This window comes from Shewanella algidipiscicola (assembly GCF_003605125.1).
In the GTDB taxonomy this organism is placed as follows: domain Bacteria; phylum Pseudomonadota; class Gammaproteobacteria; order Enterobacterales; family Shewanellaceae; genus Shewanella; species Shewanella algidipiscicola.
This window is the reverse complement of the sequence record NZ_QPQT01000001.1, coordinates 80,435-102,054: the sequence shown is the minus strand read 5'-3', so window position 1 is coordinate 102,054 and position 21,620 is coordinate 80,435. Positions and strand designations below refer to the sequence as shown.

Here is a 21,620-nt window from a genome sequence, read left to right as displayed (position 1 = left end):
TCGGCTGCTGACATCACTACAATAAGACTTGCCAAGGAATTATTCTTGCTCGATATCGACTAAGTTTTTAGCTAGGCCGATAGGATCTAACTCTAAGCACTCTTGCTCAGCTATCCAGTCAACGCCCACTAAGACGCCATCATCATGTAGATCTTTAACCCAGTATTCTAAAAACTCTTCTAGGCTAATAGCCGCGGGTTGATAATCTTGCCATTCGTCGGTGCAATGCACTTTTGCCTGTGCTTCACTTGACCACAGCGGCATCACATCCGTTTCTTCATATTCTGAAGAGTCACATACCACCCAGCCTTCGCCAGTTTCGTCTTGAAGACCCCAAACGGCTTGGTGTTCTTTTACGTTGTCGATAAAACTTGCTAACACGGGATTGCTATCAGTCATGTTGCTCTCTTAGAAGTCGATTAAAAACGGCTCTATTATACGCCAACTGAGTGCTCGACCAAGTGATTGTTTTATGAAAAAGTGCACTATTTAAACGCTCACTCTTAAAAGCGGCAATTCCAACAATAATTAATCATAAAATACTTAGTATTAATAGTTTCTATCGCTATGATGTCAGTACGCTATCATCTTTTTTTAGGCTGTCAGTTATTGGGTAGCGTGTATATTCAGCCCTAATATTTTGGAGTCCCTATTTTGACTAAAATGTTCACACTTGCCTCATTCATGTTTGCCTCGAGTCTCAGTGCTTTTTCAGCCTTGGCTGTTGACCCCATTAACGCGGAACAAGATTTCAATGTTTGCGTCGATAATCTAAAACAGCAAGCCATAGCCGCGGGCATTTCGACCAAAACCATTGATGAAACCTTGGGTCAGGTTAAGTATGTGACACGCGTTATTGAGCTGGATAAAAAGCAGCCTGAGTTTAGTCAAACATTTGAAAATTATTTTACTAAACGCGTGACCGATTGGCGTGTACAAGAAGGGCGCCGTTTATTAAAGCAACACGGTCCATTACTGAGTCAATTACAACAGACCTACGGCATTCCTCCTCAGTATTTGATGGCTTTTTGGGGGCTGGAAACTAATTTTGGCTCTTATAAAGGTAAGATGCCAGTGATTGATTCGCTAACTACATTGGCCTGCGATCAACGTCGCAGCCGTTATTTTAGTGGCGAATTACTTCAGGCATTGAAACTCAAGGAAGCCTATCAGTTTGATACCAGTGACATGGTTGGCTCGTGGGCGGGCGCCATGGGACACACTCAGTTTATGCCGTCGGCTTATGCACAATATGCGGTCGATGGCGATGGCGATGGTAAAGCCGATTTATGGAACAGTACTGCCGATGCGCTTAGCTCAGCGGCCAACTTTTTAAAACAATTAGGCTGGGCACGTAATGAGCGCTGGGGCCGTGAAGTCTTGGTGCCTAACGCCTATGATTATCGTTATTTGGGTAGCAAAGCCACCTTACCACTGACCCAGTGGGCGACACTTGGGTTAACGAAAGCTAATGGGCAGCCGTTGTCGACCCCAGATATGCAGGCGGCCTTATATTTACCGGCAGGTCATACAGGCCCTGCATTTTTAGGCTATGACAATTTTAATGTGATCATGCGTTGGAACCGCTCTGAATTTTATGCCATCGCGGTAGGGCACTTAGCCGACCGTATTAATGGCGCGGCGCCATTACGTGTAGCGCCGCCGCAACAAGCGAATATCAGTCGTGACAAACTCAAAGCGTTACAGACTAAGCTCAATGAAAAAGGGTTTGATGTTGGCACTCCAGATGGCGTACTTGGCCGTAATTCGCGCTCCGGTTTACAGGACTATCAGCGCAGCGTGGGATTAATTGCCGATGGTTTTCCAAGTGATGAAACCTTCAAGCTGCTGGGGTTGGAATAATTATCGAGCGCTGCATGATGCGTCCATGGCGGTGGTCATGGTTGCCTTAGCCTAATTAAATCGTGCCAAGGTAGTGATAGCGCTAGAGCAATGAAACAAGTTTTGTTAAGCTCTGGCGAATTTTATTTTTGAACAGAGACAAAGGATCCTTGATGAGCATTAAAGATGATATGGTGGTGCAGTTTAACTACACGTTACGTGACGAAGCGGGCGACGTGCTTGAGACCAACGAAGGGTTAGATCCCATCGCCTATCTTCATGGTCATGACAATATGATGCCCGGTGTCGAAAATGCCATTACCGGTCGTGAAGTGGGTGACAGTTTCTCAGTGACATTGCCACCAGAGTTGACTTACGGTATTCGTAATGAGGATGCAGAGCAGCGGGTTTCAGTTAAGCATCTTCAGGGTGCTAAAGTGTGGAAACCCGGCATGCGCGCCATTATCAACACTGATCAAGGTCAGCGCCAAGTGACCGTAGTTAAAGTGGGTAAGTTTATGGCGACCGTGGATGTTAATCATCCTTTAGCCGGTCGCGAGTTAACCTTTGACTTAACGATTGTCGATGCGCGCGAAGCCAGTGCCGAAGAGATTGCTCATGGTCACGCCCACGGGGTTGGCGGCCATCACCACTAAATCTTTAATGCCTTAGCCTCAGTGATTCATCACTGAGGCTAAGGTGAAAATTAAGTGCCATATCGCTAAAAACCCAGACAAGCGTTTGGGTTTTTTTATGTTCATACTCAACGCTAGAAGACGGGTCCAATAATGGTGATTAATTTCGCTCAAGGTAAGATTGTGGTGTCGATGCAGGAGATCCAAATATTGCTTTCGGCAACAGGCGTGTCGTTATATGCCATGGCAGAAGACATTAAGCTGATGCGCAGCGCGCTCACCTTAGTGGCCGATGCAGGCGCGGTACGTTGGAGCATTAAACTCGACTCTATCGAACAGTTCGATGACGTGGCAAGCGAGCTTGGCATTGACGGCTAAGCTCGCTGGCAACTTAAGCTACTAGATCAATATTTTATAATGGTGGCTCTCACTAAGCATATTCTCATGGCGCATTGCAACGACCTTAATCACGACCATGGGGACTGAGTAGATCCAGCCTTGGCCCTACAGGCACAATGCGGGTGGGATTAATTTGCCCATGGCTGAAATAGTAGTGCTGCTTAATGTGTTCAAAATTAACCGTTTCTGCAATCCCAGGGTATTGATACAGTGCCTTCATATAAGCGTGAATGGCAGGCATATCGGCCAGCCTGTTGCGGTTGGTCTTAAAGTGGCCCACGTACACAGCATCGAAACGGATAAGCGTGGTAAACAGGCGCCAATCGGCTTCGGTGATGGTGTCACCAGTGAGATATCGCTGGGTCCTCAGGCGTTGCTCTAAAGTATCGAGCGCACTAAATAGGGTATCAAATGCCTGCGCATAGGCGTGTTGAGTGGTCGCAAACCCGACTCGATAGACACCATTATTAATGGTTTGGTATATCCAATCATTTAGCGTATCGATTTCAGTTCGAAGTTTACTGGGGTAAAAGTCGCTGGTATTACCAGTAATATCGTCAAACGTATCGTTAAACATACGGATGATCTCCGCCGACTCGTTACTGACAATGGTGTTGTGGTGCTTATCCCACAAAACAGGGACGGTAACTCGGCCACTATGATCCGCTTTTGCTTGTTGATACAGTTGATACAGATAATCATGGCCATTAAGGCTATCTGGCTCAGCCCCGTCAATATGTATGGCATCACTACTCTGGTTTGGCCCACTAAACTCCCAGCCATTAGCCAACATATGCGGCTCCACTACGGTCACATCGATATGTGATTGCAGTGACTTTAATGACCGAAAAATTAAGGTGCGGTGTGCCCACGGGCAGGCCAGCGAAACATAAAGATGGTAACGGCCCGATTGAGGTTCAAATTTAGGGTGAGGGTTGTCAGGGGTTGGCTTTGTTATCCAATGACGAAAGGCGGCATCTTCTCTTACAAATTGCCCCGCGGTTTTTTCTGTGTCGTACCATTGGTCGACCCACTTACCACCTTGTAGTAATCCCATTAGTTTGCCTCATTATTTGCTGGTCTATTGAGTGTATAAGTCCACCAACGAAATAAAAAGGCCAGAAAACGGCCTTAAAATATCGAATTTTTCGAATAGTTGGGTGTGTTGAGCCTTCCTGTTATGATTGCGCACCAGCGGATTGGCTTAATTTTTGTTGGCCATTCCTTTTAAGTGTGCTCAATGGCGAGGTGAGAGCCATTGATGAGTAGGCTATCGTTTCGGTGGCGCTTCAGATAACAACCTAAACCGTGACACTCATTTTTCGACTGCGCGTGTGTGAATCGAACAACATTGGCATCATCGCTGCAGTCATCACTACCATAAACAATCCCCAATCTCTTGTTAAAGGATATAAAAATGTCGAATCAGCCATTAGAGCAGATCACCATAGAACCCAAATTTCCCGCTAAAGCCTGTGTGATCTGGTTACATGGATTGGGAGATTCTGGGGCCGGTTTTGCCCCAGTCGTCCCCATGTTAGGCATGCCAGATGCGCTAGCTGTGCGGTTTATTTTCCCCCATGCGCCAAGTATGGCCGTGACCATTAATCAAGGTTATGTCATGCCTGCTTGGTATGATATCAAGGGGATGGAGATGGATAATCGCGCCGATATGCCAGGCGTGCTGCATTCTGAGAAAGCCATCGCCGCTTTAATCGATCGACAGGTAGCGGCGGGGATCCCAGCAGAGAACATTGTCTTAGCTGGCTTCAGTCAAGGTGGGGTGATGAGCCTATTTACCGGATTGCGATACCCTAAAAAATTAGCTGGGATCATGGCGCTCTCTTGTTATCTGCCAACAGGTAATGCATTACCAACGCAGCTAAGTGAAGCAAATTTAACGACGCCTATTTTACAGCAGCACGGTGAGCAAGATGAGGTGGTGCCGTTATCTTTAGGATTGGCGGCGTTTGAGCTTATTCGCGCCGCAGGTTACCCAACCCAGTGGCAAACCTACCCTATGGGGCATAGCGTGCTGCCAAATCAGTTACAAGATATTGGCCGCTGGTTGACTGACTGTTTAAGCTAAGCACAAATTAACTCCCTATAATCAGCCATGATGCGACATAAACGGCTCAAGTTCCGTGCGGCGTTAGGCCGTCTTCTTCGAGTCAATCGCTAATGCTATATCGCGCTATCCAGTCACCTAAGTTACACGCGCCGCAATTTATTGTTGTGGCGCGCAGTTAAGCATCCACAAATCGGCATCGCTCCTATTGACGCTTTACCAGCATTAATGACCTTGAGTTAACCAATAAAATGCATAAAAGTTTCATCTCTGGAGCAATCACGGGAGGATTGTTACTGTTTTGTTGTTTTGAGTAGAGGATGCTGGGTTATAGATACTTGACTGATGTAAGTGATTTAAATGTAGCGATTTTATTTCAAAGTGAAGTGCCAATGATCGTGTTTGTTTTCACTTTTAAACGCCCTTGTTTTTGTTAACGAACAATGATTTTAATAAAATTGTTTTAAAATAATGAGTTAGCTCAAGCTTGTTCATAAAAATGCCACAATTTAGGTGTAATGTTTGTTATTATATTGGCTGGCGATAACTCCGATTCGCCGGCACAAGAATAATGGTTATTAAAAACTAAAATTAGGGGTTGATGTAATAATGAATAAGCTTATTAAAGGATTAGTTGCGACAGCAGTGCTCGCTGCACTTGCTGGTTGTAATAGCGATGATGATCAAGTTAAAACAGCATGTGAACTTGCAGGTGATGCTTGTAAAACATTTACTGTGATCCACACCAACGATAACCACGGTCGTTTTTGGCAAAACAGCAAAGGCGAATATGGTATGGCCGCTCGTATGACGGTCATCGAACAGATTAAAGACGAAGTTGAAAGCCGTGGTGGCCAAGCCATCGTTTTGTCTGGTGGTGATATCAATACCGGTGTTCCAGAGTCTGATATGCAACAGGCTATTCCCGATTTTGTCGGTATGAACCTACTGGAATACGATGCAATGGCTGTGGGTAATCATGAGTTTGATAACTCATTAGATGTGCTCGATATGCAGCAAACGCTGGCTAGATTCCCCATGTTAGCGGCTAACATTTACCATAAAAATAGTGATGAGCGCTATTTTGAACCCTACCGTGTGTTTGAACTTGATGGGGTTAAAGTGGCCATTGTCGGTTTCACAACCGTTGATACACCAAAGATCGTTAACCCGGAAAATGTTGAGCCACTAAGCTTTACGGATCCACAGGTCGAGCTTAAAAAAGTATTAGCTGAAATTGAACAAAATGAAACTGTGGATATGGTATTTGCACTAACCCACATGGGCCATTACGCCAACGGTAATCATGGTACAGAGGCCCCAGGTGATGTGTTGTTAGCCCGCTCAGTGGAGGCTGGCCAATTACAAGCCATTATTGGTGGTCATTCGCAAAATCCAGTGTGTATGGAAGGCAGCGAATATGCCGACTTCAAACCTGGTGATGAGTGTAAACCTGATATGCAAAATGGCACCTATATCATGCAAGCTCACGAGTGGGGCAAGTATGTGGGCCGCGCCGATTTTGAATACCTTGACGGTGAGTTAACGCTGGCAAGTTATCAGTTGATCCCAATTAACTTAAAGACCAAAGATGACGCTGGTGAATTGGTCTACGTGACCGAAGAGATTGAGCAAGACCAAGATGTGTATGCCATGCTCAAGCCTTACCAAGAGCGCGGTCAAGAGTTGCTTGATGTGGTGATCTCGTACACCGATGGGGTATTTGAAGGGGAGCGAAATATAGTACGTGGTCAGCAAACTAACCTAGGTCAATTGCTGACAACTGCATATTCTGAATTTGTGACCAATAACTTTAATGTGACGGCCGATTTTGGCGTAATGAACTCAGGCGGTATTCGCGCATCGATTGCACAAGGTGATATTTCTTATCGTGATGTACTGACCGTGCAGCCATTTGGTAACTTTGTGTCATACGTCACCATGACCGGCGCTGAAGTGCAAGATTACCTGGCCGCTGTTGCTGTTAAAACCGGTGGAGGTTACCCACAATTTAACAAAGTCGCAATGGACGTTAATTGTGATGCAGGGACTGTCGATATTGCTCAATTAGGTGGCCGCGCCTTTGACCTAGAGCAAAATTACACCTTTGCACTGATCCACTTTAGTGCAGCGGGTGGTGATGATTACCCTATCGTTAACCAACACCCAAATTATATTGACACCCAGTTGACCGATGCCGCGGTATTCCGTGATTACTTCGTTAAAAACCCAAGCCTATCGATAGCCGATTATGCGCCGGTAGATGGCGAGCTCACGTTCACTAAAGCGGGTAAAGTCGTTGCAAGTTGTGCAGCAGAGTAATGACATGATTTAACTAGCACCTGGCTATGCCAGAGGCGTTAGGGTTATTACCTTACACTTTACAGTGTAAAAGCAGCCGCAAGGCTGCTTTTTTATTGGCGGTTAATAGATAAGTTAGACGCGATAAAATTTTTTGCAGTGATGACTTGAAAACAATTTTGCCTATCCCTATATAGTCTGTAGGAAGCGCTCGACGAGGCTTTCGGGTTGACTGAAGTACAGTGCCTTTGGGGCTGTGCAATCGACCATTAACAGGGCTGTCACCCTCATTGAATTAACGTAACTAGAGAGACAGTCAAACGGTGCGACTCAAGCCCACTATATGGGTGGTCGGCCAAATTTTCACTATATTGCTTAATACAAGGATATAAAAATGCGTAATTATGATCTATCTCCACTTTATCGCAGTGCCATTGGTTATGACCGTTTAGCTCAGCTTGCAGAGCATGCAGCAGCGAACAAAGGTAACTCAGGTTACCCACCTTATAACATCGAGCTACTCAGCGAAAATCGTTACCGTATTACCATGGCTGTAGCCGGCTTTTCGATGCCAGAATTAGAGATCACCAGCGAAGGTGATAAATTGATTGTGAAGGGCACAAAGGCGGAACAAGCCAATGAACAACGCAAATACTTATACCAAGGTATTGCTGAGCGTGGTTTTGAGCGTACATTCCAGTTAGCTGATTATGTCACCGTGATTGGTGCCGATTTAGAAAACGGCTTACTCAATATCGATCTCAAACGTGAGATCCCTGAGATGCTCAAACCTCGTAAAATTGAGATCAACCACTCAGGTTTACTCAATAAAGAGTAATACCGCCTTAGCCAATGCGGCTTAGACAGCATTGCTCACACAAACAAAAAAGGGAGCCTTGGCTCCCTTTTTTGTACTCAATCGATGCTAATGACGCATAACACCTTACAATCTACGCCTCTGGATAAGCTCATGAGGCGGTTATTTTTCCGCCGATAACCCCGCCATAATGGTTTCGTGTAAAAACGCACTAAAATCGTCGCCATGGTTGGCTAGCATCTTAGGAAACATAGAGATTGGAGTTAAGCCCGGAAAGGTATTGATCTCATTGAGTAAGATCTCACCTTGCTCGGTTAAGAAAAAGTCGATACGTGACAAATGACGCAGTTTCATGCCATCAAATACTTTGATGGCATACTGCTGTATTTGTTGGGCGATAGCCGGCGAAACATCGGCAACCACTTGTGTAGTAGCCTTACTGTTAGCTGCATATTTTTCATTGAAGGTATAAAAAGTGTCGCCAGCACAGATCACTTCACCGGGCAGGGTCGCCACTGTCTGCCCTTTATATTGATAGACAGCCACCTCTAATTCCCGAGCCTTGATGGTTTTTTCAACTACCACATAGGGGGAATATTGAAAGGCATCGGTCAGCGTAGTTTGGATAAGCGCTGCATCATCAACTCGGTAGCAGCCAACAGATGAGCCTTGTGAGGCGGCTTTAATGAAAATGGAGCCCCAGTCCGCCAAGGCTTGCTGCGTTTGTTCAATGGCGTCGTCATCGAGTTGATTTAAAAACAGGTAGGGGGTATTGGGGATCCCCAGTGCGCTAAACCACATTTTTGCGGTGACCTTGTTAAAACAGTTACTCGAACCTTCTGAGTTACAGCCAAAATAGGGCAGTTTTATTAGTTCAAAATAGGATTGAATATCACCCGTTTCACCCGGATAGCCATGTATACAAGGAATGACGTAATCCACAGGCCAAGGCGCTATGCTGTCATCTTCGAAACGGATCTCTTTACGATTAGTGAGCTCACAGCGGTGGCCGTCTTTGGTGGTGTACTGACCATGGCCGTCCAGTTCGACACGCAGCACATTCACCTGGTCTAATTTTGCCAGCGAAGTTTCAAAATAGTTAGCTGACAACAGTGAGATAGCGTGTTCATCACCGCCACCACCACATAACAATAATAGATTGGTCGGACTCATCGGGTCTCCGTTTACAACTGAATGTAGATGTTATGATGCACTATGACGCGCTAATAATTTTATGCAAGTTTTGCTATCAAGCGCCGTTATCGTTTGACGATTTTATAGGCTTGCCAGCCTATTTTATGTTGTTACTGCCATAAGCGTTTCGCCAGTCCTGATGCGCGCAGTGTGGCTTGGCTGCATGCTTGTTCAAACACGCGCTGGCTACCTAAACAGGTAAAATGGTGTTTAGCGCGAGTGATCGCCGTATACACCAACTCTTTGGTGAGCAGTTGCCGCTGGGCGACACTTGGGCGAGGTGGCATGACTAACGCCACGTGGCTAAATTCGCTGCCTTGGCTTTTATGCACTGTCATCGCATAACAGGTGTCGTGGCTTGGCAGGCGCGCCGGTAACACTTTGAGTAAGGTGCCATCGGCTTGAACAAAATGGGCCATTAAGCGATGTTGGTTATGGGCATCGGGCAAAATAATGCCGATATCACCATTAAACAGACCAAGGTTATAATCGTTACTTTGGATGATCACCGGCCGCCCTGCATAAAATTCAGTGGCCGGGTTGACCAATTTTTCCTTGGCGAGGGCTTGGGTGATACTGGCATTAATGCCATCGACGCCATATTCACCAGCGCGCATGGCGCACAGCACGCGGTAACGATTGAAGCTGTCGATAATACTCATGGCATCTTGCGCTTGAGTGATCGCCTCAAGGTAGTGACGATATTGCGCCACGCTGCGCTCGAGCAAGGCGTTTAAGCCCAAATTGGCTTGCTGATTAATCTGATGCTCAATCCACAGCAGTTCCTCATAACCGCGCTGCCAGACCTGTATTATGGCCGCTAAATCACTGATGTTAACGGCGCTGGCCAGTTGACCAATACCGGCATCCCCCTTAAAGCGGTGGCTGTGCATCAGCATCGCCAAACTGTCACCGAGCTGGGGTGATTCGCTGACAAAGCCATTAAGATCTGTCCCCGTGAGCTGGCTGAGTAATGCTGCCTTATCTTGCGAGTAGCGCATTGACCATTGACCATTTCTGTCTTTTAACCCAGCGCAAATATCGGCCAGCACAGCGCCGGCTTCTACCGACGCCAGCTGATCCTGATCGCCAAGTAAAATAAGCCGAGCATGACTAGGCAAGGCATTAAGCAGTTTATACATCATAGGCAGATCCACCATTGAGGCTTCATCGACCACCAAGAGATCCAGTCGCAGTGGGTTGTCGCTATCGTGGCGGAAACGGTGCGAGTTGGGAATAACCCCCAGTAAACGATGTAGCGTCGAGGCTTCCTCCGGCACCTGTTGTAATGCGTTAAGATCGATAATGTCACTAAAGGGAGCCAGTTCAGTGGCTAGGCGCGCTTTAGAGGCTTTAATCGACTCACTTAATCGCGCTGCGGCCTTACCCGTGGGCGCAACGAGGCGGATAGTCATGGTTTCTTGCTGACACAATAACAAGAGTAGCTTAGTCACTGTGGTGGTTTTACCCGTCCCCGGGCCGCCCGTGATCACCGCCAGCTTTTGAGTGAGCGCTGTGGCCGTGGCGATTTTTTGCCAGTCATATTGCCTCTCGGTAGGGGCGAATAAGCTGGCGAGCATATTGGTGCTTGCGCCGATATCACTCACGCGAATGGGCTGGGCTAAGGCGTTGAGTTGCTGTCCCACGCGAGATTCAAACTGGTAATAACGTTGCAAGTAGAGGTTGAAGCCATCAAGGATCAGCGGTTTATCGAGTTGCTCAGGCGCTAAGCCGACCGCATCGCAGCGACTCAGCTCAGCGATGATCTCCTGTGGACTTAAGGTGATACGGCATTGAGCTTGCTGCTCACTCATGGGGTTATCGACATCTATCTGCTCAATGGGCAGGCAGCTATGCTGCAGTGACAGTTGGCGGCTGAGCAGGGCGCAGATCAAGATAAACAGTTCATTGCTGCCAGGATGCAGCGCACTCATCTGCAGTGCAAAATGGCGATCGAGTGGGGTTAATAGTCGTTCTTGTTCCCACTGTTTTAACAGTGCAGTTAAGGGTTGCTCTAAGGTTATCATAGTGCGAGCTCCGCAGATGTCCCACTGCCCAAAGGCTGATAGGGAGCTTGGAATAGATGGTCGAGTCGCTCTATCAGGGCTTGGCTGGGTTTATCATAAAACACCCCAGCACCAGGTGCTTGCTGTGACATACCGCGTAAAAATAGGTAGTAACACCCGCCGATATGCTGATCGTAACAATAGTTGGCTAAGCGCAGCTTAAGGTAGCGGTGCAGTGCCAAGGTGTAGAGGATGTATTGCAAGTCATACCGGTGGCTACTAATGGCCTGTTGCATCTGGCTTTGATGATACTGACTCACATCGTTACCCAAATGATTGGACTTATAATCGGCAATGTAAAATTGGCCCTGATGTTCGAAGGTTAAATCGATAAAGCCTTTTAGCATGCCCTGTAGTGCATCGAAGCTGAGTTCGGCGCTATAACCAAACTCGCTAAGTAGCTGATTCAATGCGCTGGCCTGTAAGTGCGATATCGGTAGGTAAAATTCCATTTCGACTAAGGTTTGGCTTGCTGGAAGTTGCGCCAAGCACAGCCCACTGTCATTGAGCGGCGCACCGAGCAGGTCCATATACCACTGGTGCAGCACGGGTTGCCAGACGCTATCGATGCCAAATTTTTCCATCGCTATGGGCAGTTGCTCCTGTAGCGTGACATCGGCGCGGGTAAAATCAATCAGCTCTAATACTAAGTGCATAAAGCTACCTGCATTGGCGCCGCGCTCGAAGGTGAAACGTGACATCTGGTTATCGAGATCATCTTCAATCACCTTGAGCTCAGGAAAGGCCTCATCGTCACCGCCGGGCATGACACGTTCATGGGCTTGGTTTTTTACCAGCCCCGAATAACTGCCGACCCGCCATGGGGTGGTTTGAAGGCGTCGCAGTGCCTTAGGCGCTAGGCTTAGGGTATCGACACTCGTTGGCGCCAGCACTGTGGCGCTGGCTATCTCCTCGATGCTGGTGACACTTAACGCATCACTTGCCAAGGCTTGGGCACGCGCTTGTATATCGCTAAATTCACATTTGGCCTCTTCGATGCCAAGCAGATAGCCAATGGCGGTTTCGTGTAGTTGGCTGCTAATGCCCGCTTTTTTGGTGTAGCGCGAGTGGTTTGCCACATACAGATAACAGGCGAGCACGGGGCGAGTCAACGCCACGTAGAGTAAGCGCAAATCTTCGGCCAGCGTTTCCCGTTTATGCCGCGCCCAGCCCTCATCACTCTGCTCTATGTCCCACAGCAGTTGGTTATCTTGGTGGTACAACATGGGGGCTGGCTTACGGCGGTTGTCGCGGGCAAGGCTGACAAAGGGCACAAAGCAAACTGGGTATTCTAGCCCCTTACTCTTATGGATAGTGACTATCTGCACAAGGTTTTGCTCGCTTTCGAGCCTGAGCTGCGCTTCTTCTGTGCTGTGGCTGTCGAGCAGCGCCTGCTGATACCAATTGAGCAGGGCGCTGATCCCGTCAAGCTCGCTGGCTTTTTGCTGTAACAGTTCGCCTAAATGCCTAAAGTCGGTTAAGCGGCGCTGGCCGTCAGCGGTACTTAACAGCCGCTGAATAAGCGCGGTATCGCTGGCCATGGCCAATAAACAGGGCATAATGCCGCGTTTTTGCCAGATCTGCTGCAAGCCGTTAAATTGTTCCAGCAGTTGCTGTCGGCTGTCTTCATCGAGGTTAAATTGATGAATAGCTTCGGCATTGTAGCCCAGAAGCTGGGTGGCCAGCGCGCTTCTTAGCGCGCGCTCATCCTTTGGATTAGCAATCGCGACCAACACCAGTGCCAGCTCTTTAGCTTCGAGGGTGGCAAATACACTGTCACGGCTGAGAAACACAGCGCCTATCTGGCGCTCGCTGAGGGCGGCTTTAATGTAGGCGGCTTCGTTACGGTCTCGAACCAGCACCGCAATGTCTTTGGCCCTAAGGGGTTTATCGTCCAGCAGGCATAAACCTTGCTGCGCCTCGGTTAATAGTCTGGCTATCTCATTACAGGCATCTTCGGCGAGCAAACTTCTCGCGGTGGCTTTATTGAGCCCTTTGTCGGGATCTTCACCGAGCAGTTTGAGCCGCAGTGCACTGTTATCGCTATTGGCCTCGATTAAACGTTTGTTATCGGCAAAGGGTGAGGGCGCCACGATCTCAAACGGAATCGCTTCGCTAATAAAGGGATCGTGATGTTGGCCAAATAACTGATTCACGCCGGCTATCATATTGCGACTCGAGCGGAAGTTAGTGTCTAAGCTGTAGTGGGCTTGAGCCTGCTGGCGAGCGTCAATATAGGTGTGAATATCGGCGCCCCTAAAGGCGTAAATGGCCTGCTTGGGATCGCCAATCATCAATAAGCTTTGCGCCGGATGCGCTAGGTTCTCGCCCTGCTGATAGATGTGGCTAAAAATTTGATACTGCAGTGGGTCGGTATCTTGAAACTCATCGATAAGTGCAATAGGAAAACGCTGGGCGATGCTGTGAGCCAGATTCCGCGCTGCGTCGCTGTTATCTTGACTGGGCGCACTCAGTGCACCCGCAAGGGTGAGCAGCAGATCGTCGGGTGTCAGCAGATTACGCTCCTGTTTTTGCTTTGCAAAACGGCTCGAGATCCCTTGGCGCGCCGCAAACAGAAAGCTGGGCACAAACTGCGTTATCAATTGATTCAGATTGTCGATATGGGCCAACAGTGGCGCTTGCTCAGCCGTTGGGATCTCGCCGCCTTTATTGAGTTTAAGCTGGCTTAACGCGAGCGCATCGAGCACTTTGCTATCGGGCAGTGATTGGCCATGATGAGCCCAATTGTCCATCGCCGCTAACATGGCTGCGAGTTTGGGAAAACCTAGATCTTTTTTACCAAACCGCACCCCATTGAGTGGCAGCTGTAGCAAGAGTTGCTCGAGTGCATCGCGCTCACGCGGCCAGATGAGTCTTAAGCGACTCAGGCTTTGGCTCAGCGCCTGGGCTATCTGTTTAAAGGGCTGCGGCGTGGGAGTCGCTTTGGCTTGACTGGCGCCGAGCAGCGGCCTGAGTTGCTGGGCCAAGCCATCGGGATCGCTAAACTTACCTTGCACAATTTGGGCAAGATAGCCGGGCAGCGGATAGCAGGTTTCTCGCCAGAAATCGCGCACCGCATGGTGTAAAAACTCACTATCATCGAGGGTAAATTCAGACTCAAACAGCAAACCCGATTCAAACGCCATGTCGGCTAATATGCGCTGACAGAAACCATGAATAGTAAAAATGGCCGCCTCATCGAGGGATTTAAGCGCCAAATCGAGTCGTTTACGCGCCAGCGGTAGCTGCTCTGCTGGGGTCTGTGCGTAGAGCTGCTCAATCAGGGGATCGCTCACGGGCAGGCCAATAAAACAGCGATAAGCCAGCTGGATTTTTTTACGAATGCGATCCCTCAGTTCACCTGTGGCGGCATTGGTAAAGGTCACCACTAATATTTGCTCGCAGCGCAGCGGCTGCGGGCAACCATGACCCAGCAATAGGCGCACATATAGGCCCGCGATAGTATAGGTTTTACCTGTGCCGGCGCTGGCTTCAATAAGACGGGTGCCGTCAAAAGGCAGGGTAAGGGTGTTGAGTATGGTGGTGCTCATGTTAGCGTCCCTCCACAAAGGTGGCCAGCTCACTTAATGGCGCCTTATAAAGCAGGCTAATTAAGGGCGATAATAGTGTTGTGGCAGGCTCGCCAAATTGGGCCTCAGTGAAATCTTCTGGAAAACGAAATAGGCGCTGGTAATGGGGTTCGAGCCCTTCACCCATGGCACCTTGATCATCGAGCCACTGTTTTTGCGCCTCGGCAAGTTTGTCTGTGTGGTCGCCTTCGGCTTCGACATAGCTCATGGCCGTGCGCGGAATAAACATCAAGGGCTGATGTTGGCCACGGTGAAAGTAGTCGACCCACACACTGAGCTGATTGATGGCTTGCTCGCTCGTAATTGGGGCAAACCCATAAAAATGGCCAATATCGAGCAGATAACTGTCGCCAATGGCTTGGGTGCCCATGGCGTTAAGGCAAAGGTGGCGCAAATAAACCCGAATAAGATCGCGGGCGTTGGCCGTGCCTGGACGATAATTGACGAGCCCTTTGGCCGATAGTGAGTCTATCCGCCCCACTAGGTGGCTTTGGCGGCTATCGTTGAGGGCGATAGCTATCTCTAGCGCGTGGGATTGTTCGCCTTTGAGGTAGTTAGCTCTGCCGATAATGGGTTTAATATCGTGTAGATATTGATTAAGCAGCAGATCGTCAAACGGCGCTAGGGGCAGTTGGCCCGCCAGTTTGAGTTTATGCAGCAGTTGCTCGTCGGGCAGCTCTTGCTGCCGCTTAATGGCATCATCAATCAAGTGGGCTTGCAACTTGTAGCGAGATAATGGATTCAGGTTAAAAGGCTCATCATTGTCATCGGCTTGAATATCTAAGCCTAAATCCAGTTTCAGCGAGCGGTTAAAGAAATACTGCGCGGGATTACGATAAAACCGGATCAGCGCCGAGAGCTCGATTTCACGGCTGTCATCATCACTGCTAACCTTGAGCGCTTGCTCAATAAAGCGGCTCTGTTGGCTTTGCGCGTCGCTGCTGTGACTGGCAACGGGGCACCATTGCTGGCTATAACTGTGCTGTAAGCCTTGGCCGGCTTGATACAGACGCTCATCGAAGGGCTGTAGCGGCTGCTGTTTTATCAACTGCGCGGCAATGGTTTTTTCAATGGCATCAATATCGACAGCGCCAGAGTCTGGCTCATTAACTGTAGCTTCGAGCGATGCAGGCAGGTAACACAGCTGGCAATATTCTATCAGCTCTGAGACCAGCATCGAGGGGATGCGCTCACTGTTATCGCGCTCACTATGACCTATGTAGCTGATATACAGTTGCTGCCTTGCCGATAACATGGCTTCTAAAAACAGGTATCTGTCGTCGAGTCGGCGTGAACGATCGCCTTTGCGCGCACCAAACTGTGCGACTAAATCAAAGCCTACCGGATGTTGTACCCTAGGGTAGACACCATCGTTCATCCCCAGTAAACACACCACCTTAAAGGGAATAGAGCGCATCGGCATTAAGGTACAAAAATTGACACTACCGGCTAAATAACGTTGACCAACGCGGGATTCTGACAGTTGGCTAACAAACCAATGTTGCAGTACGCTAATATCCAGTTCGCTGCTGTATTGGCTCTGGTTTAGCTCTTCACTTAGGCGGCTAATGGCGCCGCGAATGGCTTGTTCTTGATTAAGCTCCTCCTCATCGCAATCATAAAACTCATCGACTAACTGCTGCAGCTGGCCGATACGCTCATTGAGCGAGCAAGGTTGATTGAGCGCCAGGGTAAATTCATCGAGCGCTTCGATAAAATTGAGTAACTTGCCTAAGGCCTGAGCCGATTGACCTTCAATGCCCTCTAACGCCAAGTTGTCTTGGTAGATAGGGGCGTGATCGCTAAAGCTGTAACCTAAAATCAATCGCTTAATACCAAAGGCCCAAGAATTTTGCTCAAAGGCGGGCAGTTGTTGTGCCTGACGCGCCTTGGCATCACGGCCCCAACGCACGCCAGCTTGCTCTAACCAACGACGAATAATACCCAGTTCATCATCACTGATATCGAAGCGGCGCAGTACCGCTGGCACTTCGACAATGCCTAAAATATCGGTGAGGGCGAAGCGGCTCTGATTTAGGGTTAACAGGTGTAAAAAGCTGCTGATCAAGGGCGACTCTTGGGCGGCGCCGCGATCGGCAATGGCGTAAGGGATATAGTGCGCGCCACTTTTAGCCGCAAATACGGCGTCGATATAGGGCGCGTAGGCCGCAACATCAGGCATCATCACCACTATGTCTTTCGGGCTGATGGGCGTTTCGCTGCCCTCTTGCTGTGCCAGTAGCGCCAATAAATGATCATGCAGGGTTTCAATTTCGCGCAGCGCACTGTGGCAGCTTCGAAGGGTGATAGAGTCATCATTGGCGTGTAACCGTCGCCGCCCTTCGAGGCTTAAATAGAGCTCGCCATCGGGGCCAAGGTTCTTACCGCGGGTGGTAAGCTCCAAAATATCTTGCTGCACGCCGTGTAATAGGGTGTTATTGCCGGGATCTTGATAGCATTCGAAGTTAAAATTGGTATCTTCTTCAGGCAGTTCGAGGATCAAATCCAGCAGTTCACGGCCCATCTTGCCATTATTGGCAAGCAAAGGGTTACCCACTTCCAGTTTATCTTCCCAGTCCATACACAGTTGCTGCTTATCTGCATATTGCAGCGCCATACGGGCGCGCAGACGAGGGTCGACAATGTCGCCCCAATAATGCTGACAAGGGCTGAGGTTGAGCATCACCACATCGATGCGTTTGGCTAAGAAATAGAGCACCTCTAGGGTTTGCGGTGCCATGGATGAGATACCAAATACAAACAGTCGTCGAGGTAAGCCACTTAAGTCGCAGTTTGGATCATCTAAGGTATCAAACAGTGCCTGATGCAGGTTGGCCCTGTGGTAGGTGCTTTGGCCTAACTCTTGATTGTTGTATTGGATAAGCGCGCGCCAGAGTACAGGTTGCCACTCTTGTGCTGGGCTAAGGCGCTCATTTTTGGGTGGCAGCAAAGGCTCATTGGCCTCCCAAGCTAAAATCCAATCGGGGCGATAGACCAAGTATTGGTCAAAAATATCGGCGATTTGACCGCATAACTGATACAGCTTAAGCGAGTGAGTCGCGTTGAGATCATCTGTGATGGCATCATCATCTAGATAGTGTCTTAGGGGCGCAAACACAGGTTGTGCCAGCAACTGCGGCAACAGCTCCATTAATTTCCAGGTCATCGCCGCTTTGGTGTAGGCATTTTCTTTGGGCACGTTAGGCAGTAGGGTGTGACACAATTGCCAGATAAAGCTGGAAGGCAGGGGGAATTCGAGCGCCGCAGCAATGTGGTTGTGCTGCGCAATCGCCAGACGCAGCCAAGTGGACATGCCCGGGCTTTGCACCAAAATTTGCTCGCACGATAACAGCGAGTCCATGGCCTGAGGCGATTTCAGCTCATCAGCCAATAATTGGGCTAACGATTCCATTCGATTTGACTGAACCAAGTAAAGCATAGTGGGCCTTTATCTTTATGATGCTGCGCGCGAAGGTGTGCGCCAAGAGTGACAAACTTATAGGGGTTATTCTATGGTGTTAATGCTTGATAGCCAATCATCAAGGTCAATTTTATTGGGTGAAACAAACATTTGCCTGAAAAAACATCAGCGCGTAGCTTGGCGGCCATCAAGGCTTAATATCGCCAAGCGTAACTGCCTGCGATACCTCGTTATCTGCTGTTGTAACGCTTGGCGTTCACTAGAGCTGTGAGGCTGGTATTTTAATGCCATGTAACAGTCGATATACCGCTGCAAGGGGACGGCGAGTGTCGGCAAGTGTGTCGCGACGCGCTGAGCATAACGCTGCGGCGGTTCGTCGGTTTCACGGGGCAGGCCTTTTTTTGCCAGCAAGGCGGTGATGGCATCGAAGCCTGCTTTAAGTCGGTCTGGCTGGCGTTGAAACTGCAATAATCCAACACTGTAGGCAATAGCGACGCCAATAAGGGCCATGGTACAGATAATCAATATGGCCAGTTTAGTGCTGTCAACATCGCCCAGCAGGCGTTTGAGCAGTTGCTGCTGACGCTGGTTGTCAAAGCCTAATACCCACTTGCTCCAGTAGTAGTCGATGCTGGCAATGGATAACCTGAACTGGTTAAGCAAGGGGTATTGTCTGAGCCGTAAACTACTAAAAGGACGCTCTTGTAGATAGCTATCTGCGGGATTAAAAAAGGCATCAAATCCCTGTTCGACGCGCTCTGGCGCTATCATAGCGGTGGGATCAAATCGGGTCCAGCCGTGGTTAGGAAGCCATGCTTCGACCCACGCATGGGCCATATATTGATACACGCTGAGATATTGTGCGCTTTGGTTCCACTCTCCGCCTTGGTATCCGGTCACTAAGCGGGCTGGAATGCCAGTTTGACGCGCCATAAAGGCGAGGGCGCTGGCATAATGCACGCAAAAGCCCGCTTGGTTTTCAAACAGGAAATCATCTATCTGCTGTGGTCCAACAGGTGGTGGTTGCAAAGTATAGTAATAGGGCGACTCATTGAAATAGCGCATCATGGCAGCCATACGCTGCTGAGGATCCGGATAGCTTTGCTTAAATCGCTCGGCTAACGCTAGCGTTTTAGGATTACTGCGTGCGGGTAACTGTAAATTACCTTGGATTTGCGCCTCGCTAAGCTGGCTGTCTAAACTTGCCTCAGTGTAGGAGGCGACGCTGTATTGATATTGCTGCTCCACCGAGCTTATGGCGTATAGCCGACCGTCGGGTAGGTTAATCACCCCATCGCTTGGGCTATAGGCGAGGTCTAGGCCAAATAACCAGTGCTGATGACTGGGCTCGGCGATCACATGATATTGCAATGCTTGACCTACAGGGCGTTGCCTTTGCGCCGCTTTAGCTTGGCTGGGGTTGGCTTCAAGCTGCTTTATTGCCGCAGATGGGGTCCAGCTTTTACCGTCATAATGCTCCATCACTAAGGCGCGCCAATAGCGTTGTTGGTGCTGTGGCGGTTCGTTGTCGAAGCTGACCCGAAATGCCAGCGCAGGCGAACGGGTTAATTGGTTGATATCACCCAAGGAAACCGTATCTGCCAGTCCTGTAGTGACATTATTGGCGTTAGGCACCAACCACAGAGGGGGAAATCTAGGTAGCACAATAAATAACAAGAGCGCCAGTGGCACGCTTTGCAACAGTAGCTGAGTCGCCCGCTTGGCGGTATGTACCATCGCCTCATTTTCGCGGTATAAGCTGAGTAACACCGCTAAATTAAGGGTGGCGACTAGGGTCAGTTGTAGGGTAAACCACAGACTGTATTTTTCGATAAAGGTGATGGCGATTAAGAAAAAGCCAACCATGACGACCGCACGCACATCGCGGCGGTCTCGCATCTCGATATACTTAAGTGCGTAACCTAAAATAAGTAAGTTAATCAAACCATTGAGTATGCCTATTTGGCTAGTGACTAACGCTACAGTGGCGGCCGATGCAAGCGCGAGCAGGGTGACTAGATAGCGCGGTGGACGAGCGACTTTGGCACTAAAAATGCCCACACGCCAGACGAAACAGATGGAGCAGATGGCGAGAGTCCAATGGGTCATTTTATCGTGCAGCGGTGCCAACACGGCGATATTAACCAGAAGTAGCCAAGCGAGAGTGTGGCGCGTGATGATCTCTTGCCGATCAGCCATTATGTTGCTCCTGCGAGCTTGTCGGCTTCTCTGGTGTAGCAGCATTTGCTTGTGTCTGGCTCGGCTCCTTGGTGTGGAACATGACGGGTGGGGAACCTGAGCTGACAGCGTTGGGAACCTCCGGGTAGACGGCTAGCGCGGTGAGACATTGCAGCCGATGTGCTGCGCCGCTATTGGGAGCAATGGTGAGCATCGGGAGCTGTAAACCAAATACTTGCTGGGTTTGCCATAAGGTGTCTACCGTCCATGTCAATTCACTGAGGTGCTGCTCAATGTCAGGATGCTGGGCGTTGAGTATTAACCAAGTGGGCGCGCTCACGGGCTCACCAAATGATTTGGTGAGCATACCTCGGCCTTGCGCCAACTGTTTCCATGCGATTTGGTTGGGCGATTCGCCGCTGACATAGGGCTTTAAGGTATTAAATTCTTCCACCCCCGCCACCAAACTTCCCTTTAGATGAGCTTGCTCATGGGCGTGAGCAGCTTGTTGGCTAAGTGGTGTCATTACCGCTTTAGGGGCCGCAAACACCAGTTGGCGGTTAGCCAAATCGACAACCGACCAAGCGCGGCATAATCCTAACGGGTAGTGAGTCTCAACAGTTAATCGACCTGGATGGATCCAGCCACGACCTTGATTGGTAAAGGGCAATAATAAGCGCTGTTTTTTATCATCGGCGCGCGCCGCGCTAAGCGGCGCATTATTGCCATAACGCAATTGGATTTGGTGTTGGGCTTGCTTAGCCGTTAACTCAACAGGATAGAGCACATCTTCCCCCGCATAGACCGCGGGGCCTTGTGCAGCGTTAAGGGTAAGGCCTGCGAGATTGCGGTAACTGTAGATAATACAAGTATTAAAGATACTCAGTAGTAAGAGGGCAAGGCCTATCACTAAATTGTTTTGGTAGTTGGTACCAAACAGAAATAACAGTATCACCACCCCAAGCCAAAATAATCCAAATGCGCTCGGCAAAATGAAAATACTCTTATGCGCTAAGGTTATGGGGGATTGCGCAGGTAAGCGGCGCGACAACCAGTGTTGCCACCAGCCTTGATAAGGTTTGAGTCCAGCCTTAGCCTGTTGCATCGGA

Annotated in this window: 14 protein-coding genes; 6 read left to right on the top strand and 8 right to left on the bottom strand. The window is 49.1% G+C overall.

Annotated features, from left to right (window positions below; all coding sequences use genetic code 11):
* Window positions 1-39 precede the first annotated feature (39 nt).
* Complete coding sequence (locus DVO77_RS00430; RefSeq protein ID WP_119976890.1) at window positions 40-399, bottom strand: DUF2750 domain-containing protein; 360 nt, start codon at window positions 397-399, stop codon at window positions 40-42.
* 285 nt (window positions 400-684) lie between these two features.
* Here DVO77_RS00430 and DVO77_RS00425 point away from each other — a divergent pair, with 285 nt between their 5' ends.
* The 3 genes from DVO77_RS00425 (at window position 685) to DVO77_RS00415 (ending at window position 2,855) form a co-directional block, all read left to right on the top strand.
* Window positions 685-1,863 (top strand): lytic murein transglycosylase, encoded by a 1,179-nt coding sequence (locus tag DVO77_RS00425; RefSeq protein WP_373317395.1) that lies wholly within the window; start codon window positions 685-687, stop codon window positions 1,861-1,863.
* Between the two features lie 152 nt (window positions 1,864-2,015).
* Window positions 2,016-2,498, top strand: coding sequence for an FKBP-type peptidyl-prolyl cis-trans isomerase (locus tag DVO77_RS00420; protein ID WP_119976888.1), 483 nt, complete (start codon window positions 2,016-2,018; stop codon window positions 2,496-2,498).
* Window positions 2,499-2,630: 132 nt separating this feature from the next.
* The gene (locus tag DVO77_RS00415; RefSeq protein WP_110457986.1) at window positions 2,631-2,855 is read left to right on the top strand and encodes a DUF3389 family protein; all 225 of its coding nucleotides are present in this window, start codon (window positions 2,631-2,633) and stop codon (window positions 2,853-2,855) included.
* Window positions 2,856-2,940: 85 nt separating this feature from the next.
* Here the strand turns inward: DVO77_RS00415 and DVO77_RS00410 are convergent, their stop codons facing one another.
* Window positions 2,941-3,933: a glutathione S-transferase family protein gene (locus DVO77_RS00410; protein WP_119976887.1), complete on the bottom strand. Its 993-nt coding sequence runs from the start codon at window positions 3,931-3,933 to the stop codon at window positions 2,941-2,943.
* A gap of 360 nt (window positions 3,934-4,293) precedes the next feature.
* Here DVO77_RS00410 and DVO77_RS00405 point away from each other — a divergent pair, with 360 nt between their 5' ends.
* The 3 genes from DVO77_RS00405 (at window position 4,294) to DVO77_RS00395 (ending at window position 8,083) form a co-directional block, all read left to right on the top strand.
* The gene (locus tag DVO77_RS00405) at window positions 4,294-4,965 is read left to right on the top strand and encodes an alpha/beta hydrolase (RefSeq protein WP_110457984.1); all 672 of its coding nucleotides are present in this window, start codon (window positions 4,294-4,296) and stop codon (window positions 4,963-4,965) included.
* 585 nt (window positions 4,966-5,550) lie between these two features.
* Complete coding sequence (ushA, locus tag DVO77_RS00400) at window positions 5,551-7,266, top strand: bifunctional UDP-sugar hydrolase/5'-nucleotidase UshA (protein WP_211328746.1); 1,716 nt, start codon at window positions 5,551-5,553, stop codon at window positions 7,264-7,266.
* Between the two features lie 373 nt (window positions 7,267-7,639).
* On the top strand, window positions 7,640-8,083 hold the full coding sequence (locus tag DVO77_RS00395) for an Hsp20 family protein (RefSeq protein ID WP_119976885.1): 444 nt from the start codon (window positions 7,640-7,642) through the stop codon (window positions 8,081-8,083).
* A gap of 141 nt (window positions 8,084-8,224) precedes the next feature.
* Here DVO77_RS00395 and DVO77_RS00390 read toward each other — a convergent pair whose 3' ends face one another.
* The 6 genes from DVO77_RS00390 to DVO77_RS00365 all read right to left on the bottom strand — a co-directional run bounded on the left by DVO77_RS00390 (window position 8,225) and on the right by DVO77_RS00365 (window position 21,616).
* Entirely contained in the window at window positions 8,225-9,235 is a 1,011-nt protein-coding gene (locus tag DVO77_RS00390) for a D-alanine--D-alanine ligase (protein WP_119976884.1), read from the bottom strand.
* Window positions 9,236-9,366: 131 nt separating this feature from the next.
* On the bottom strand, window positions 9,367-11,283 hold the full coding sequence (gene recD / locus DVO77_RS00385) for an exodeoxyribonuclease V subunit alpha (RefSeq protein ID WP_119976883.1): 1,917 nt from the start codon (window positions 11,281-11,283) through the stop codon (window positions 9,367-9,369).
* Complete coding sequence (gene recB, locus DVO77_RS00380; protein ID WP_119976882.1) at window positions 11,280-14,873, bottom strand: exodeoxyribonuclease V subunit beta; 3,594 nt, start codon at window positions 14,871-14,873, stop codon at window positions 11,280-11,282. Before recB ends, recD begins: the two co-directional genes overlap by 4 nt.
* A gap of 1 nt (window position 14,874) precedes the next feature.
* Window positions 14,875-18,351, bottom strand: coding sequence for an exodeoxyribonuclease V subunit gamma (recC, locus tag DVO77_RS00375; protein ID WP_119976881.1), 3,477 nt, complete (start codon window positions 18,349-18,351; stop codon window positions 14,875-14,877).
* A gap of 147 nt (window positions 18,352-18,498) precedes the next feature.
* Window positions 18,499-20,532, bottom strand: a complete 2,034-nt coding sequence (locus DVO77_RS00370) for a transglutaminase TgpA family protein (RefSeq protein WP_119976880.1) — start codon at window positions 20,530-20,532, stop codon at window positions 18,499-18,501.
* Window positions 20,525-21,616: a DUF58 domain-containing protein gene (locus DVO77_RS00365; protein WP_119976879.1), complete on the bottom strand. Its 1,092-nt coding sequence runs from the start codon at window positions 21,614-21,616 to the stop codon at window positions 20,525-20,527. The genes DVO77_RS00370 and DVO77_RS00365 overlap by 8 nt, the downstream gene beginning before the upstream one ends.
* Window positions 21,617-21,620 lie beyond the last annotated feature (4 nt).

Excerpts from the sequence above, each read along its gene's own strand:
- DVO77_RS00370 (WP_119976880.1), bottom strand. The coding sequence starts at position 20,532 with ATGGCTGATCGGCAAGAGATCATCACGCGCCACACTCTCGCTTGGCTA.
- DVO77_RS00415 (WP_110457986.1), top strand. The coding sequence starts at position 2,631 with ATGGTGATTAATTTCGCTCAAGGTAAGATTGTGGTGTCGATGCAGGAG.
- DVO77_RS00420 (WP_119976888.1), top strand. The coding sequence starts at position 2,016 with ATGAGCATTAAAGATGATATGGTGGTGCAGTTTAACTACACGTTACGT.
- DVO77_RS00405 (WP_110457984.1), top strand. The coding sequence starts at position 4,294 with ATGTCGAATCAGCCATTAGAGCAGATCACCATAGAACCCAAATTTCCC.
- DVO77_RS00365 (WP_119976879.1), bottom strand. The coding sequence starts at position 21,616 with ATGCAACAGGCTAAGGCTGGACTCAAACCTTATCAAGGCTGGTGGCAA.
- DVO77_RS00390 (WP_119976884.1), bottom strand. The coding sequence starts at position 9,235 with ATGAGTCCGACCAATCTATTATTGTTATGTGGTGGTGGCGGTGATGAA.
- recB (WP_119976882.1), bottom strand. The coding sequence starts at position 14,873 with ATGAGCACCACCATACTCAACACCCTTACCCTGCCTTTTGACGGCACC.
- DVO77_RS00410 (WP_119976887.1), bottom strand. The coding sequence starts at position 3,933 with ATGGGATTACTACAAGGTGGTAAGTGGGTCGACCAATGGTACGACACA.
- recC (WP_119976881.1), bottom strand. The coding sequence starts at position 18,351 with ATGCTTTACTTGGTTCAGTCAAATCGAATGGAATCGTTAGCCCAATTA.
- DVO77_RS00430 (WP_119976890.1), bottom strand. The coding sequence starts at position 399 with ATGACTGATAGCAATCCCGTGTTAGCAAGTTTTATCGACAACGTAAAA.
- recD (WP_119976883.1), bottom strand. The coding sequence starts at position 11,283 with ATGATAACCTTAGAGCAACCCTTAACTGCACTGTTAAAACAGTGGGAA.
- DVO77_RS00395 (WP_119976885.1), top strand. The coding sequence starts at position 7,640 with ATGCGTAATTATGATCTATCTCCACTTTATCGCAGTGCCATTGGTTAT.
- DVO77_RS00425 (WP_373317395.1), top strand. The coding sequence starts at position 685 with ATGTTTGCCTCGAGTCTCAGTGCTTTTTCAGCCTTGGCTGTTGACCCC.